General features: G+C 45.3%; 12 protein-coding genes. 1 reads left to right on the forward strand and 11 read right to left on the reverse strand.

The features are described from left to right. Positions 1-93: 93 nt before the first annotated feature. Positions 94-1,851 carry a lysophospholipid acyltransferase family protein gene (locus tag ABHV44_RS08885; protein WP_459074325.1) on the forward strand — a complete coding sequence of 586 codons (1,758 nt, stop codon included), beginning with the start codon at positions 94-96 and terminating at the stop codon, positions 1,849-1,851. Here ABHV44_RS08885 and ABHV44_RS08890 read toward each other — a convergent pair. The 11 genes from ABHV44_RS08890 to ABHV44_RS08940 all read right to left on the reverse strand — a co-directional run bounded on the left by ABHV44_RS08890 (position 1,838) and on the right by ABHV44_RS08940 (position 14,677). After that, complete coding sequence (locus ABHV44_RS08890) at positions 1,838-2,878, reverse strand: glycosyltransferase family protein (RefSeq protein WP_459074326.1); 1,041 nt, start codon at positions 2,876-2,878, stop codon at positions 1,838-1,840. The two genes, ABHV44_RS08885 and ABHV44_RS08890, sit on opposite strands and share 14 nt — an antisense overlap. Positions 2,879-2,889: 11 nt before the next feature. Beyond that, positions 2,890-3,687: a UDP-2,3-diacylglucosamine diphosphatase gene (locus tag ABHV44_RS08895; RefSeq protein WP_459074327.1), complete on the reverse strand. Its 798-nt coding sequence runs from the start codon at positions 3,685-3,687 to the stop codon at positions 2,890-2,892. 207 nt (positions 3,688-3,894) lie between these two features. Next, on the reverse strand, positions 3,895-4,899 hold the full coding sequence (locus ABHV44_RS08900; protein WP_459074328.1) for a geranylgeranylglycerol-phosphate geranylgeranyltransferase: 1,005 nt from the start codon (positions 4,897-4,899) through the stop codon (positions 3,895-3,897). 81 nt (positions 4,900-4,980) lie between these two features. Beyond that, a complete protein-coding gene (locus ABHV44_RS08905) occupies positions 4,981-5,427 on the reverse strand; it encodes a GNAT family N-acetyltransferase (RefSeq protein ID WP_459074329.1) in 447 nt (148 codons plus the stop codon). Between the two features lie 8 nt (positions 5,428-5,435). Continuing rightward, the gene (locus ABHV44_RS08910; protein WP_459074330.1) at positions 5,436-6,548 is read right to left on the reverse strand and encodes a chorismate mutase; all 1,113 of its coding nucleotides are present in this window, start codon (positions 6,546-6,548) and stop codon (positions 5,436-5,438) included. Between the two features lie 625 nt (positions 6,549-7,173). Further along, positions 7,174-8,274, reverse strand: a complete 1,101-nt coding sequence (locus ABHV44_RS08915; protein WP_459074331.1) for an imelysin family protein — start codon at positions 8,272-8,274, stop codon at positions 7,174-7,176. Beyond that, entirely contained in the window at positions 8,275-9,714 is a 1,440-nt protein-coding gene (locus tag ABHV44_RS08920; protein ID WP_459074332.1) for a di-heme oxidoreductase family protein, read from the reverse strand. Between the two features lie 23 nt (positions 9,715-9,737). Continuing rightward, the gene (locus ABHV44_RS08925) at positions 9,738-10,982 is read right to left on the reverse strand and encodes an imelysin family protein (protein ID WP_459074333.1); all 1,245 of its coding nucleotides are present in this window, start codon (positions 10,980-10,982) and stop codon (positions 9,738-9,740) included. Positions 10,983-11,060: 78 nt separating this feature from the next. Next, positions 11,061-11,957, reverse strand: a complete 897-nt coding sequence (locus ABHV44_RS08930; RefSeq protein WP_459074334.1) for a cation diffusion facilitator family transporter — start codon at positions 11,955-11,957, stop codon at positions 11,061-11,063. Next, entirely contained in the window at positions 11,958-12,248 is a 291-nt protein-coding gene (locus ABHV44_RS08935) for a hypothetical protein (RefSeq protein WP_459074335.1), read from the reverse strand. It lies immediately after the preceding gene. Positions 12,249-12,352: 104 nt separating this feature from the next. Then, positions 12,353-14,677: an efflux RND transporter permease subunit gene (locus ABHV44_RS08940; protein WP_459074336.1), complete on the reverse strand. Its 2,325-nt coding sequence runs from the start codon at positions 14,675-14,677 to the stop codon at positions 12,353-12,355. Between the last annotated feature and the right edge of the window lie 75 nt (positions 14,678-14,752).

Raw genomic sequence — 14,752 nt, forward strand, 5'->3', positions numbered from 1 at the left:
ATCTTTAGTTAAGTCTTAGTTGGCCAAGTCTTTATGCTCTGGTAACTTATCCTTCATTTGGAAAAGAGACTTTTGAAAACAAATCGTACTGTCATGAAAAAGCTGATCAACGATGCCGATCTTGCGGCTGTCACACATCTCAAGGAAAACAATCCACTCATCCAAATTCTCGCTGCCGTCACAGGCGTGCGAAAAGTGAATAAACTCTACGATGAAATTGCTCAGTATCGCGATCTTGAGTTTATCGACCAACTTTTGGATCACCTGGGGATTGAGGTGGAAATCAATGAAAAAGATTTGGAGAACATTCCCAAAGAGGGATCATTCATTTCGGTTTCGAACCACCCTTTTGGTGCGCTAGATGGATTGGTTTTGCTCAAGGCGTTGAAAGGAGTGCGACCTGATTACAAGGTGATGGCCAACTTTCTGCTTCAGCATGTGGAGCCAATTAAAGATCACTTCATTGCCGTAAATCCTTTTGAAAATCACAAGTCGAGGTTCAATAGTGTGAGTGGCCTGAAGCAAGCCAAGTCTCACCTGGCAGAAGGCAAGCCTCTGGGGATTTTTCCGGCAGGGGAAGTCAGTGCTTATAATCTGGAAAGTCGGATGATCGCGGACCGACAGTGGCAGACTTCTGCTTTGAAGTTGGTTTCGAATGCTGAGGTGCCAGTGTTGCCAGTTTATTTTGATGGCTCAAACAGCTACATCTTTCATCTTTTGGGAATGATTCACCCGCAGCTGCGCACCATGATTTTGCCCAGCGAGCTGATGAAGAAGAAAGGCAAAAAGATTCGACTTCGCATCGGCAAACCGATTCCGGCAAAAGATATTTCGGCTTTTGCCAGTCCAGATCAACTGGGCCGATACCTCAGAGCTAAGACTTATGCTCTGGGAACAGGACTTCATGTGCGCAAGGACTACTTTAAGTTATTTAAGTTTCCCAGGAAAGAAGAGGAAATTATTGAACCAGTTGACAGTGCAATCATCGAAAAGGAAATTGAAGCACTCGAGCCTTTTAAAATTTTCGAATACGAAGAGTTCGATTGTTTCATCACCGAGAGTTCTAACATTCCGAAGCTGTTGCGAGAAATTGGCCGGCTTCGTGAAATCACGTATCGGGAGGTGGGCGAAGGCACCAACAAATCAGTCGATCTAGATGAGTACGATCTTTACTACCGCCACCTGATTCTCTGGGATCGCAAAAACAAAAAATTCGTGGGCGCTTACCGCATCGGTCAGGGAATGGAAATCATGAGCCGCTATGGCAGAAAAGGTTTTTATACCAACAGCCTTTTCAGAATGGAGCCACAGTTGGACGAGATCCTGCGTCAGTCTTTTGAGCTGGGCCGATCATTCATTGTGAAGGAATATCAAAAGCACCGACTACCACTTTTTCTTTTGTGGAAGGGAATTCTCTTTCACCTGATCAGCCATCCCGAGTATCGCTACATCATCGGGCCAGTGAGCATCAGCGGAAGTTTTCAGGAGTTTAGTCGCGGACTCATCATGGAGTTTGTCAAAAAACACTACTACAACGAAGAGCTTGCTCAGTGGGTGCATCCGAGGAATGAGTTCATCGTGAAATCGAACAAGGTTGATCGTGAAGCACTGCTCGAAGTCACTCAAAACGACCTGAAGAAAATGGATCGTATCATTTCTGAAATCGAACCTTCGTCATTTACAATGCCAGTCTTGCTGAAGAAATATTTGCACCAAAACGCTCAGATCATTGGGTTCAACTACGATCCTAAATTCAATGGAGCGCTAGATGGATTGATGATTCTAGATCTCTTGAATCTCCCGGAGGAAACTGTGGTTAACCTAAAGAGAGAAATGGTTAAAACAAGTTGAAGTTCCAGCTCAAACTGCCCTGACGATTGAGGTCTTCAGAAATATAATCCTCAAAAATCTTGTGGGTCACCCTCGGTAGTTCTTCAGGAAAAGAGAGAGGAGCCACAGCACTGCTCACCAGCCATCTGCTAATGGTCAATTTGGCATTGGTGGTATTGAAGTTTTCAATCACATCGACTCCGAGTTGACTGAGAGCCTCGGCATTGCATTGCTGCTCGTACTGGCCTTTAATTGGAATCACCAGTAATTTCTTTCTGAGATAAAGCGCTTCAGAAGGAGTTTCGAACCCGGCATTGCAAAGCACGCCCCGGCAAGTTCTCATGCTTTCTAAAAACCGCGAGCCGCACACCGGAAAGAAGTGAACGTTACCGCAGACTTCTTCCTCGTTTACCTGGGCAGTAAATACCTGCCAGTTGGTTTCTGTGTATTCGCCTAAAATTTCGTTGATTTTTTCTTTCGAAAAAGCCGGGAGGTAAACAGTGTAGTGATCGCCATTTTCCGGTTCCATCATTTTCACCGCATTTCTCACCAGCGGACTGTAAATTCCATCTGCATAGCTCATGAAATGGAAGCCATAGTGGCGAGCCGTGGGAGCAAAGTTTCGAAGGATAAATTCGCCAACGCGCGACTTTCTGGAAGGTCTCGGTGCATCTTCAGAATGAAAGGCAGCCTGATGGCTCAGTGCCACACAAGGAACGTCTCGGAGCTTACAGGCCCATGCAGAAACGGGCTCGAAGTCTGAGATCACCAGATCGTAATCTTTAACCGGCAGTGTGGCGACTTCTTTAAGAAAAAGACCGAAGCTATTTTCCCGGAAAGTTTTTGTGAGGCTGAGTTTTCCGTTTTGGTCGTAAGAAAGTGTCAGGGATTTCACGCGGTGATCGACCTTGTAGCCGAGGTCGAGCTCGTAGCGACTTCCTCCAATCAAAATGTCGAAGTCACAGAACTTTTCGAGTTCCGGAATAACTTCTCGGGCACGTGCCATGTGACCGTTTCCCGTTCCCTGAATTGCATAGAGTATTTTCATCTTTGGTTGGGTTAAGCACTTTTTCGGTTGAGGTGTACAATGAGTTTTTCTTTCATCTCTTGCTCGGCAAACTGAGCTGCATCGTAGTGATACATCGACCAGCTTCCATTTTTGTATTCCAGGGCAGTAAGGTTTTCTATCCAGTCTCCGGAATTTAGGTACTTCACGCTTCCCCTTTTTGTGTGAATGGTTTTCATTGCAGGCTGATGAATGTGACCGCACACCACGTAATCGTAATGATTCTCAATGGCAATCGTTCCGGCAGTTTCTTCAAAGTCGCTGATGTAACTCACCGCTTTTTTCACGCGGTTTTTTATTCTTTTAGAAAAAGACATGCGCTCGCGTCCCAGACTTTCGAGAATCCAGTTCACTACCGTGTTGGTCCAGATAAGCGTGTCGTAACCGATGGCACCGAGCTTCGCCAGCCACCTCGCGTTTTTCATGGCTGTGTCAAAAATGTCTCCGTGAAAAATCCAATAGCGATCACCGTCAATTTCCAGCTCCAGCTTGTCCACCAGCTTGAGATTGCCGAGGTGGAAATCGGAATATTTCCGAAGCGCTTCATCGTGGTTTCCGGTGATGTAGTAAACCGGCACTTTGCTGGCTATTTTGATCAGCTGCTTGATGACGCGCATGTGGTGATCGGGCCAGTAGCGCTTTTTGAACTGCCACATGTCAATAATGTCTCCGTTGAGGATCACCATCTCCGGATCGATTGATCTAAGGTATCGGTTGAGCTCTCTGGCTCTGCAGCCAAAAGATCCGAGGTGGAGGTCGGAAAGCAGAAGAATTTCAATTTTCCTTTTCATAAGCCCCGGGGTTTAGTTAGAACTAGCTCACTGTTTTTACATAAGGTTTGTTTCACTCTCATGCTTTCCAAAGTAAGAGCACAAATGCAAAGATCGAGTTACCTCAACTTGGTGTTTCGGTTAGCCAGAAATCAATAGAACTTTATGAAAGCCAGTTAAAACGGCAGCTTACTTAAACTGCAGGTAAAGAGAGTGTGAATGAAAGCTCTAAGGAAGGATGTGGGTGAGAATGGCAAAGCGGAAAAAGAGAGCAAATGCAATTCCCCCGGCCATGGCGATTTTCGAAAGTTTGCTGGCTCTATGAAATGCCGGTCGGTCTTTTGCGCGGGTTGTTGTGAAAAACCCGAAGAGCAGAGGTAATGCTATTAGCACTGTGAAAGGACCGTGATAGAGTAGTTGTTCTTCGATGTCGATCACAGGTTTAAAAACATACACTTGAAGGTTGATTGCCACGATGAGAGTGAGGATCAAAAGCCCAGCCGTGATGGCCTTTGTCTTTTTAATGCCCAGGACGATGGGCATGGTGCGGAATCCTTGCTCGCGATCACCGGCCAGATCTTCCATATCCTTTTGGATTTCACGAATAAAAGTAAGTGCAAATGCAAATGCAGCATAGCCGATTAAAAACTTCCACATCACTGTTGTAACCTGTTGGCCGGTAGAAAGCGTTTCCCTCCCCAATGTTGCAAGTTCAGCCTGAATGGTTGGAATTTCAACCAATCCAGCCCAAAGCGGTACGATGGCAACCAATATGGCAACCGTCAAATTGCCAATGATAAACTGTTTTTTGAATGTCAGCGAGTAGAACCAGAGCATTGCACCCATAACTATGGGAATGATTGAAAGTTCCCACTGACGAAATCTCCAACCCAGATAGAGAGCCAGGACCGTTGCTAGAGCGTTTAGTACATGATGAGCGGCCATTGCCACTCTTCGTTTGATTGTGTATCCAACCACCACTTTTCGTGGTTTGTTGATACGATCGACCTTAACATCAAAGTAATCGTTGATAATGTTGCCAGCAGCCCCTAACAACACAATGATGAGTACAGCTATCGCAAAATGAAAATCATCTGTTGGAAAATCGGCACCTTCAACAGCACGATTCAGGAGTGGGTGAATAATCAACCAGCGCATGGCATACATCGTCAAAACGATGATCAAGAGATTAAGAGGCCTGATGAGCCGGAAAAATGCACCGATCGATTTCATGTGCGGAAAATAGTGATTTATACTGATTTTGCTAAGCTTGGAGCAAAAGATGACCGGATTTTGAATCGTGCTGAAGATCCTTTAGGCAGGCATTTCCATTAGGTAAAGGTCGTAACCGTCAGCCCAAAAATCTTCTTCAACTGATTTAACTGAGAAACCGCCTCGCTGGTAAAATGGATAGGAAAGTTGAGTAGTGCGAACCACTATTTTCTGAAGCTCCGGAAGCTTTTTGAGCTTTTCAATTCGATAGTTGAGTAGCTCGCTGCCAATTCCCTTCCCCCGATAATTGGGGTGTATTAGATCCCATGAGATTCGGGCCGCAGATCCATCGTCAAATCCACGATTGAAGCCACCTCCGCCAATCACCTTGTCCCGATCAACCACTACAAAATATTGGTCCAACTCGTAATCCAGATAGTTAATGAAATCTTCTTCTTCGGAAGGGTCAAAAAATTCTGGTGAGTGCAGCTTCAAGATTTCGAGAAGTGCTGTTTTGTCGGTTGGTTGATATGGGCGAATCTTAGCCACTTTCAGGTTTATGACTTTTGCTCCGACTCGGCATTTTTCTTTTGCTCATTCATCACTGTTACCTGGTGGTTGATGCTTTCCTGGTGGATAGCATTGAAATATTTTTGGATGAAATCTTCGCTTAGACCCTTTTCTTTTGACTTGCGCAAGGCGCGTTGCAAAATTTCATTCCAGCGATCAGTCTGCAAAATGGTCATGTTGTGCTGACCTTTGTAGCGACCGATTTCTTCAGCAACGTTCATCCGGGTGCTGAGCAATTCGAGCAAGTTATCGTCTATAGAGTCGATTTTTTCTCTGAGCTCCTCGAGATTGTGAACGAGCAGAGGATCTGCAACTCCAGAAATCCGAGTGGTTAGTGATTCAAAAATCTCAGCGAGAGCATCGGGAGTCACTTGCTGCTCACGGTCGCTCCAGGCTTCATCCGGATTGATGTGCGATTCAATCATCAAGCCACTGTAGTTGAGGTCTAGCGCCTTTTGAGAAATTTCTTCTATCATGTTTCGCTTTCCACCGATGTGGCTCGGGTCGCAGATCAAACTAACCTGAGGGATGAGTCGCTTCAATTCGATGGGGATTTCCCACTGCGGCACGTTGCGATATTTCGATTCAGAGTATTGAGAAAACCCTCTGTGCACAGCGGCCATCTTGTGAATTCCAGATTTGTAAACCCTTTCGATAGCTCCAATCCAAAGCCCCAGATCTGGATTTATCGGGTTTTTCACCATCACTGGAATGTCCACGCCTCTGAGCGCATCGGCAATTTCCTGAACCGAAAAAGGGTTGACCGTTGTGCGAGCGCCAATCCAAAGAATATCGATTCCGTGACTCAAAGCAGCCTCAACGTGCTTGCCGTTAGCCACTTCCACGGCAGTTTTTAGTCCAGTCTCCTTTTTGGCTTTTTCGAGCCACTTTAGTCCTTGCTCTCCAACTCCCTCGAAAGTATTTGGGCGAGTTCGCGGTTTCCAGATTCCAGCTCTGAGGGCGTGAACTCTGCCAGTTTGCGCAAGCAGGTGCGCTGTCTTCAGCACCTGTTCTTCAGTTTCGGCACTACACGGCCCAGAGATGATCGCTGGTTTGCCATCTGTCTCGAGCCAATCGGATATGGAAGTTAGGTCAAACAATATTCTCTTTACTAATTAATTAGCGGCATTCAAAACACGATGAGAAGCCAACTTTAAAATAAATCTGGCGGCAGAATGTTCGCCTTTTCACACTAAATTTGCAACATCAAAATCGCCCGGAAATCACCGATTGATCAGAAACGCCTCGCAAATTTAATTTCTGCAAGTTAGTAGCAATTGGCAAAATCAGAAAAAAGTTCTTCAGCTCTTCAGGTAAAACCCAAAAAGGTTAAGAGCAAGAAGAAGAAAAAGGATAAGGTGAAGAAAAAGTGCTGCAGGAAATTCGAAAAGAAGCACCACTGCAAGCGCTGTCCTTTGATTTGTAATTGAGGGGTAATGTAATCTGGAAGTATTAATTTCTCTGTTCGCTGAATCGATGCCAGGGGCGGGTTGATGACGGTAGGAATTGAGATAAAGTAGAATGCGGTCGTAGTTTTGGGTTGGTGCTCGGGGTTCGAATTTCAGTACTCTTGGAATTCGAGATAAAGTTGTGGACTTAATTCAGTTTGAGGAATGCCACCTTAGATTTTGACGCCAGAATAATCAAAGTCCCAGCGGGACGACACTTTGGTAGAATCGAATTCTCGATTAAGCATCACCGAGAAAATGTTTCATAGAGACCAAATCAATCCCCGTCCATGTCGTTGAATGTGATCGTCACGCCCAAAGTGCTGGTGACTTCGGTTTTGAAAAGAACAATCAAATCCTGTACGGTTTCGTGCAGCTGACGAACTTTATCCGGTTGTTCGACAACCGCCTGAGAAAGAGGGATGTCAAAGCCGTCTGTGATGTCACGAGCTTCATCAAACTTACTGTTTATCCTCGATACCAGTTTGGTACCCTGGTCTTTGGAATTGACCATTTGAGCCAGTGAAGGTCCATTTTTGTCCGTATTAAAAAGAAAACTGGTTCCGGCCAGCTCATTTCGAATCATCAAAATTCCAGATTCACTTTCGTAGCCTTTTATCAATGTTGGCGCAGGCTCTCCACCGAGGCTCAAACCCATAGGTTTGGCAAGGCTTTCATTTTTGATTCTTTCTAGTTCAGACGTGATACGATTGATCACCAGACTAAACGGTTCATTGGTTCCGCTTCCCTCGTTCTTTGAAAAGGACGGTCTGTAATCGGTCCACAGTTGTTCCAAAACTTTCAGGCGGTCTCTTAAATAATCTACCTGAGCTTCCACGAAGGAAAATCTTTGCGCGCCATTAGGACCAGCAAACTCGTTAATTAATTCCATCTGGCTTTTTTCCTTGTCGAATAGAAGATCTTCCAAAGCCCAAACTCCTTTGATGCTGTTGCCTGCCTTGGCCATGAATTCCGAGTCCAGTTGATCATTGCCGGTTAGAACCTGGTCAATCTTCACGCTGTTGACAGGCCAATAGTTGATGGGAAGGAAACCGTACTTTGTTTTTATGGGACCAACATTTAAGAAAGATGATTGCTGAACAGTTATTGTCAGATTCTTCCACTCGGTTTGAAGAGCTTCGAGGTTTTCTACGGTAGGCTCATTCTGAAAGCTGTCGACTTCGATTTCGAATCGGTCCAGATCAGTCTGCATTTTCTGGATCATCTCTTCGAAGAGTTTTCCAAAATGCTCAGTGACATCTTTTTTAGAAACACCAGATTTCGCTTCTATCTCCGCCTTCTCACTGCTGTTCTCTCCGCAGGTAAGCAATAGAAAAGAAATAAAAACTATTGAAACTATTCTAAGAGCTTCTTTCATTTACAGGGAGTTCAAAAATTCAATTAAAAATTGTCTTTCGTTTTCCGTCAGCTCTTTGAAAGCTTCTTTTGATTTTTCACCTTCTCCACCGTGCCACAGAATCGCTTCTTCAAGATTGCGCGCTCTTCCATCGTGAAGGAAAAAAGTGTGATTATTCACCGTGCTTATCAGTCCGATTCCCCAGAGCGGAGCTGTGCGCCATTCGCTTCCAGAAGCTTGATGATCTGGTCGGCCATCGGCTAGTCCCGGGCCCATATCGTGCAGGAGTAAATCGGTAAACGGGCGGATCGTTTTATTTCCGAGTTCCGGAATTTCAGGATGGTCTCCGGTTTCAAACTTAGGGCGGTGGCAATCAGCACAACCTATCTCGTGGAAAAGCGCTTTGCCTTTCAGTACGTTTGGATCTTTTGCATTCCTTCGGACTGGCACTCCCAATGAGGCAGAATAAATTGTGATGTGATCAAAATTATCTTCTTGCAACTCGGGTGTTCCTCCATCAACAGCATTCATGGCTTCTGGCTGACTTTTGGTTGATTCGTCCTTTGGGAAAAGACTTGAAGTGATACCAATATCGTGATTGAAGGCCATGGCTACCTGTTCTCGAATGGTTGGAACATTCGCCTTCCAGCCGTATCGGCCAGGTGATTTCTTCTCATTCACGGAATCCCACACGTAGTTGATCCTTCCGGATATTCCGTCACCGTCCTCATCGTTTGGATCTACAATGCTTTTCAGAGTGTCTTCGGGAATGGCTTCGAGTAGCCCGAGCCCAATCATTTGGGTGCCAACTCTGGGAGACGTGAGCACATCAGGTCCGAGCGCTCCATACTGCAAATTGACAAACTCGTAAGTCGGCTTTCGAAGTTCGTAGGGAGTGCCATCGGCATACTTGCCTTCAATCGTCTCGTATTTGATTTGCACTTCACCTTCGTGAGGAATGCCCATCAGAGCAGAGCCCTGAAGTTGTCCTCCATAGATAGGGTGGGGAAGAGGTCCTCCGTGCTGACTTTCGCCTGGGATACTTAGTCTCATCAAGAATCCAGCGGAAACATCACCTGTTTCGAATTGAGGTTTGCCACGACCGTCTCGTGTGTGACAGTTGTCGCAGGCTCTGGCATTGAAAAGTGGTCCGAGTCCATCGCGGGCAGTTGTGGACGATGGTGCTGTGACCCAGGATTGATTGAAAAGAGAGTTTCCTACGAAAAATATGTTTTTGTTCTTTCCTTTTAGGGTAGGTACAGGAAGTCCGAATGCATTCTGTGAAGCGTCAAAAACTGTAGCTTCACCGGCAGAAAGTTCTTCACCTTCCTCGTAAACTCCGATATGGTTTTCATCATTCAGACAGCCGGTGATCAAGGCAATTGCTATAATTGAACCACCGATAACCCACTTACCTGTTTTATTTCTCTTTTTGCTGCTCGCCATTTTTCTCGAAGTCATTAACAAAGCTTTGGCGGGATTGATCACTCTGGAAGTGCAGTAGAAATTGTCAGTCCCAATACAGCTGCTGACTCACTTAGTTTATCGCCTTGCTGTTGCAAAACTTCTACCGCTTCCATAATCGGACCTGGGTTTTCCAGAGTTTCTTTGGTAATGGCGATGTCGAAAGGAGCTGGAATAGCCGCCACTCTGGTCATCGAAGCTTCAGAAAGCTGTTCGAGTTCTTCCGCGAGCTCTTTATCTTCCTCTTCGATTAAATCTAAAAGCGAGGCTCCATCAATGGTGGTCCCATCCGGTCGTTGGTAGTGACCAGTCAAAACGTTTCTTATTCCAAGCGCATTGTTGACAATGTCCCGGTCGGTGTTGTCTGAAAAGCAGCTGTGCTCGTCTTCCTGTCCGTTGGCCACTGGGGTGATCATTCTCTCACCGGACAATTCGGCTTTACTTAATATTCCTATCCCGCTCAGCATGTTTTTGATCGCCTGCTGAGGAGGGAGATTGAGAAATTCTGATCTGTAGTTGTTTTCAACTTTTGGGTCCCAGTCAGCTTCGAGTTGTTCGAGATATTTTACAATCAGGTCTGCACTTATAGAGAGGTACTTTGCTCTGCGCTCTTGATTTTGGTGACCACCTCTAGAACCGGAAACATAATCTGTGAAAGGGCGCTGACCTGGCTTTCCGTTGGATGGATCGGCAAAGTCCTGCCCCCAAAGCAAAAACTCAACAGCGTGAAAGCCGACAGTCACGTTGGCTTCGTTTCCCTGATACTCGTGCATTTGCAGAAGAGCCGTTTCGGTGATTTCGGGAAAACCAGCCGTATCGTTAATGATGTTGATGCCTTGATTTTGACTGGCTCCCCCGGTACCAGGACGAACATAGTCAATCAATGCTTCGTCAAGCGGCCAGGCATTGAGCAATGGCTCTGGTCCGCCCTTGCTGTCGATGGGGCCATTGGAAAAACGAAAGGCCTCGGTTTGACCATACGGTTCCCTGGCAGCCAACCACGCTAGCTTCGCTTTCTCGAAATTTTCTTTGGTGGGTTCAGTTACAAAAGTGTCGATGGATTCTTCGAGGTTTTCTGCTGCTTTTCTAGCGTCCTGATAATTTGCAAAGACAATTTCAGCATAGTTTTCTGCTACCGAACTCATCAATTCTTCTTGCTCTGGAGATAACTTGTTTTCTGATTTGTCAGTATCTCCGCAAGCGAACAAAAACAAGAGTGACGAAAAAAGTAAAGCGCAGCGAGAGAATGAATCTATTCCTTTCATGAACACCGAAATTTTGTTGCTGCAAAAGTAGTGATAGCAAGCATTTCAAGCAATCGCACAAAGGTGGTATTGCACTGATTATTCGCTCTTGTGAATGCTTGGATGAACATCCGGCTCACCCTTGTATTCGACCTCCACAGTGGTGTGATGGATCGGCAGGTCAAGGAGTTTCTCGCGAAGCTTCATTTTTAGCTCACTCATCTCTTCGTAGCTCGTGCCGGGCTCTGTGGCAATGTGCACGCTCAAAACGTTGTACTCTCCATCCATCGACCAAACATGAAAATCGTGGTAGTCTTCAATACCTGGAAGGTCTTGAAGAATTTTTTCTATCTCACGAATATCAACGTCTTTTGGAGTTCCCTGAAGAATGATTTTGAAGCTTTCCTTTAGGTTTTTGAAAACATTGAAAAGGATATAAACCACAATGAGAAGCGAAAGTGCCGGATCGAGCCAGGCAATGTATTTGAACTGAAGCACGATGCTGACGATCAAAACGGCTACCCAGCCGAGCACATCCTCAATGAGATGAAGAGCAACGGCTTTTTCATTTAAGGTGTGTCCTTTTCTAAGACGAAGTGCTGCAGCACCGTTTACCACAACTCCCAAAATCGCGAGCCACATCATTCCCTGGGCATTTACCTCGTGCTCACCAGTTAGTGCCGGCACTGCGCGGATGATGATGAAAATAGCTCCGACAATGAGAACGACAGAATTTACAATGGCTCCCAAAAGGGTAAACCGCTGATAGCCAAAGGTGAAATTGTGATCGCGTTTTCTGTGGCTTAAGTTTTGAAAATACCAGCTAAGTCCCAAGCTTAGACTGTCTCCCAGATCGTGGACAGCATCGGAGATAACAGCAATACTCCCAGTCCAAATCCCTCCAATAATTTCGATAATGGTAAAGCCAGTGTTGAGAAAAAAAGCAACTTTCAGATTGCCTGTTTCTGCCGGCTTGTACTCCTTAGAATGACCCATTTATCTCTTCTTCTTTTTCTTTCCTCGTTCGAGGTCTTTTCCTTGCCGAATAACATAAGTGTAAAACCACATGATCAAGAAGCTCGGAACAATATCAGTTCCCGGAAGTGCTTCTTCTATGAGCGTGATGATACTACCAACTGCGCCTGAACTCTTTTCATACATTTTGTAGACCAACCAGGCTGCAAATGGTGCCCAAACCACGTCTCCTGTTTCTCCGAGAACAGGCAGGGCATAAGTGACCATTCCTACGCCATCAAGCAAGATGCTGAGAAATAAATCACGCCACATTCTTTTTTTGGTGCTCGCTTCCATCAGTTAGTTTGGATTGGAGTCAAAATTTAGTGATAATTTGAAAATGCGTGCTCTCTCTATCGCGAATTTGTTTTGTGATTCTACAAAGTTGCCGCTTTATGATCGGATTTTGATTTTTCCTCTTCTTCCGAGGTGGGAGCTAGGTTTCTTGAGTCTTTGTAAAACAATAGAAGTAGCACCGGTAGCAAGAACAAGTCGGCTAAAACTGCGAAGAGCAATGTCAAACTGATGAGAAGTCCAACGTAGAAAGTTCCCAGGAAGTCGGAAATAATAAGTGTAAAGAATCCCCCGCAGAGAATTATTGATGTGACGATAATCGCTTTTCCTGTAGACAAGTAAGTCCGCTTGAGGGCATAAATTAAAGAACGACCCTTGCCAAGCTGCAGCCTCAGCTTGCTCATGAAGTGAATGGTGTCGTCAACGGCAATTCCAAAAGCGATTGTGAAAATAATGGCTGTCGAGACTTTAAGATAAATTCCGAAGTAGCCGAGAATTCCGGCTATTAGCAATAGGGGAATCATGTTGGGAATCAGTGCGATGATGATCATGCGAAGCGACTTAAACATAAGCCCGACCACAAGAGCGATAACTGCGAATGCTATGAGTAACCCAATAATCATTTCATTTGCGAGGCTCCTGTTGTTGCTGTCGATGAGAGTAGCGGTACCGGTAATTTTGATATCAAAATATTCGGTGTCGACTTCATTTTCAAAATAGTCTCTCAGCTTTTTGTTTTTCTCGAAGAAAACGATGCTTCCCAGGTCACCCACTTTTCCATTTACTCGCGCCCAGCCTTTTTCCTCGGCATCCACGTAAAGTTCGAGCATTCCTTCGCGATCAAATTTTTCGATGTTGCGGATTAGGCGATCAATTTCCTCCTGACTTTCGGGGATTTTGTAATACTCTTTGTTGCCGCCTTTCATCGAGCGGTAGGCGGTTTTCACAATTACTGCAGGAGAAATAAGAGTTCCAACTCCGTATTCTTCTAACAGATATTGATCGAGGCTGTCGATATCGACCAGGATTTCTCGTTGCCAGGGATCAGTAATGGTGTCATCGTAGAGTATGGCCATTTCAAAAGGCCTGGCCCCGGAGTATTTATTCTCCATAAAGGCAAATTCCTTTTTGAGAGGATTGTCATCTTTTAGATCTTCCAGAATGAAATTGTTGACCTCAATCTTCGATATTCCATAAATGCTGATGGCTATGAGAATGCCTCCCGTGATAAGCATCAATCGCTGGTTTCGAATGGTCCATCTGAAAGCTTGAGAAAGTTGCCGGGTCCAGAAAAACCCACTTCTTTTTTTGATGGCGGCTTTTGGGACCTTACTCAACACCAGAACGGAAGGCAGCAGAGTGAAAGCCAAAGTGAAGGCCACAAAAACTCCGATGGCTGTGTAGATTCCAAAATCTTGAATGGGTGCAATGGAAGAGGTGAGGAGGGTTAAAAATCCTATGGCTGTTGTCAATGAAGTGAGAAACGTAGCCAGTCCAACTTCTTTGAAAGCGATTTTTATGGCTTCCATCTTTGGGTGACCGTTTCGCAGCTCCTCAAAATAGCGCGAGAGAATATGGACCACATCACTCATTCCCACCACAAAGATGATGGTCGGAAGAATGGTGAGCATCAGGTCGATGGGTTTGCCCGTGAGTTTCATGATTCCCAGGATCCACACTACTGACAGAAGCACCACAGTGATAGGCACCCAAACGCCCCAAAACGATCTGAAAGCGATGATCAGAAAGATGATGATTAATAAAATGGAAAGGCTCACAAAAACGAGCAGCTCAGTTTGCATCATCCCTACGTAGTATTGTTGGCCTAGCACCCGACCTACTACCAGTGACTTGTCAAAAGGTACGGGGTCAACAACTTTGCTCAGCGCAGTGGCAAGCGTGTCGCTGGCTTTTTTAGACAAAAACTGCGTGTGTGAAATATTGATCGCCAGCGACTTTCCATTTTCCGAGAAGAAAGTTCCAATTAATTCAGGTCGGCTAAAAATTCGGGCGGAGTCAGTAGCGTATTTTGATGGATCGTCTATCCGTATGAGCGGTTTTTTGAAAATAGTTCCTATGAGAGGATCTCTCAGCGGTTCCACCATTTGGGTTGGTGACTGCACATCTTTTACGTGACGGATTTTCTTCAATTCGTCAGTGAGACTATCTACGCGCTGAAGAAACTCTTGCTCAAAAATTCCTTCTTCGTTTACGAGGGCTACCACAACCCAGTCATTGTCCGATTGAAAATGGTAACGAAAATCGTTGTAGAACTCTGTCTGTGGGTCGTCCTGAGGAAAGAAATTTTCGAAGTTGTAGTCGAACCCAAGTTGAGAACCCAGGTAGGCAAAAACGATGGTAAGAATTCCTAACAGCCAGAGAGTGGCCTTGCTCAGCCTTTTATACATTCACCTTAAATTGTGCATTCGCGCTTTCTAACATCTGCTGGCTAAGATAGTTTTCAGTGAACTCGAATTATCACG

The sequence above is a fragment of the Halocola ammonii genome, from assembly GCF_049334165.1.
GTDB lineage: Bacteria > Bacteroidota > Bacteroidia > Flavobacteriales_D > Sanyastnellaceae > JBEGHD01.

Coding starts and splice junctions, on each gene's coding strand:
- ABHV44_RS08885 (WP_459074325.1), top strand. CDS start 94: ATGAAAAAGCTGATCAACGATGCCGATCTTGCGGCTGTCACACATCTC.
- ABHV44_RS08890 (WP_459074326.1), bottom strand. CDS start 2,878: ATGAAAATACTCTATGCAATTCAGGGAACGGGAAACGGTCACATGGCA.
- ABHV44_RS08895 (WP_459074327.1), bottom strand. CDS start 3,687: ATGAAAAGGAAAATTGAAATTCTTCTGCTTTCCGACCTCCACCTCGGA.
- ABHV44_RS08900 (WP_459074328.1), bottom strand. CDS start 4,899: ATGAAATCGATCGGTGCATTTTTCCGGCTCATCAGGCCTCTTAATCTC.
- ABHV44_RS08915 (WP_459074331.1), bottom strand. CDS start 8,274: ATGAAAGAAGCTCTTAGAATAGTTTCAATAGTTTTTATTTCTTTTCTA.
- ABHV44_RS08920 (WP_459074332.1), bottom strand. CDS start 9,714: ATGACTTCGAGAAAAATGGCGAGCAGCAAAAAGAGAAATAAAACAGGT.
- ABHV44_RS08925 (WP_459074333.1), bottom strand. CDS start 10,982: ATGAAAGGAATAGATTCATTCTCTCGCTGCGCTTTACTTTTTTCGTCA.
- ABHV44_RS08930 (WP_459074334.1), bottom strand. CDS start 11,957: ATGGGTCATTCTAAGGAGTACAAGCCGGCAGAAACAGGCAATCTGAAA.
- ABHV44_RS08935 (WP_459074335.1), bottom strand. CDS start 12,248: ATGTGGCGTGATTTATTTCTCAGCATCTTGCTTGATGGCGTAGGAATG.
- ABHV44_RS08940 (WP_459074336.1), bottom strand. CDS start 14,677: ATGTATAAAAGGCTGAGCAAGGCCACTCTCTGGCTGTTAGGAATTCTT.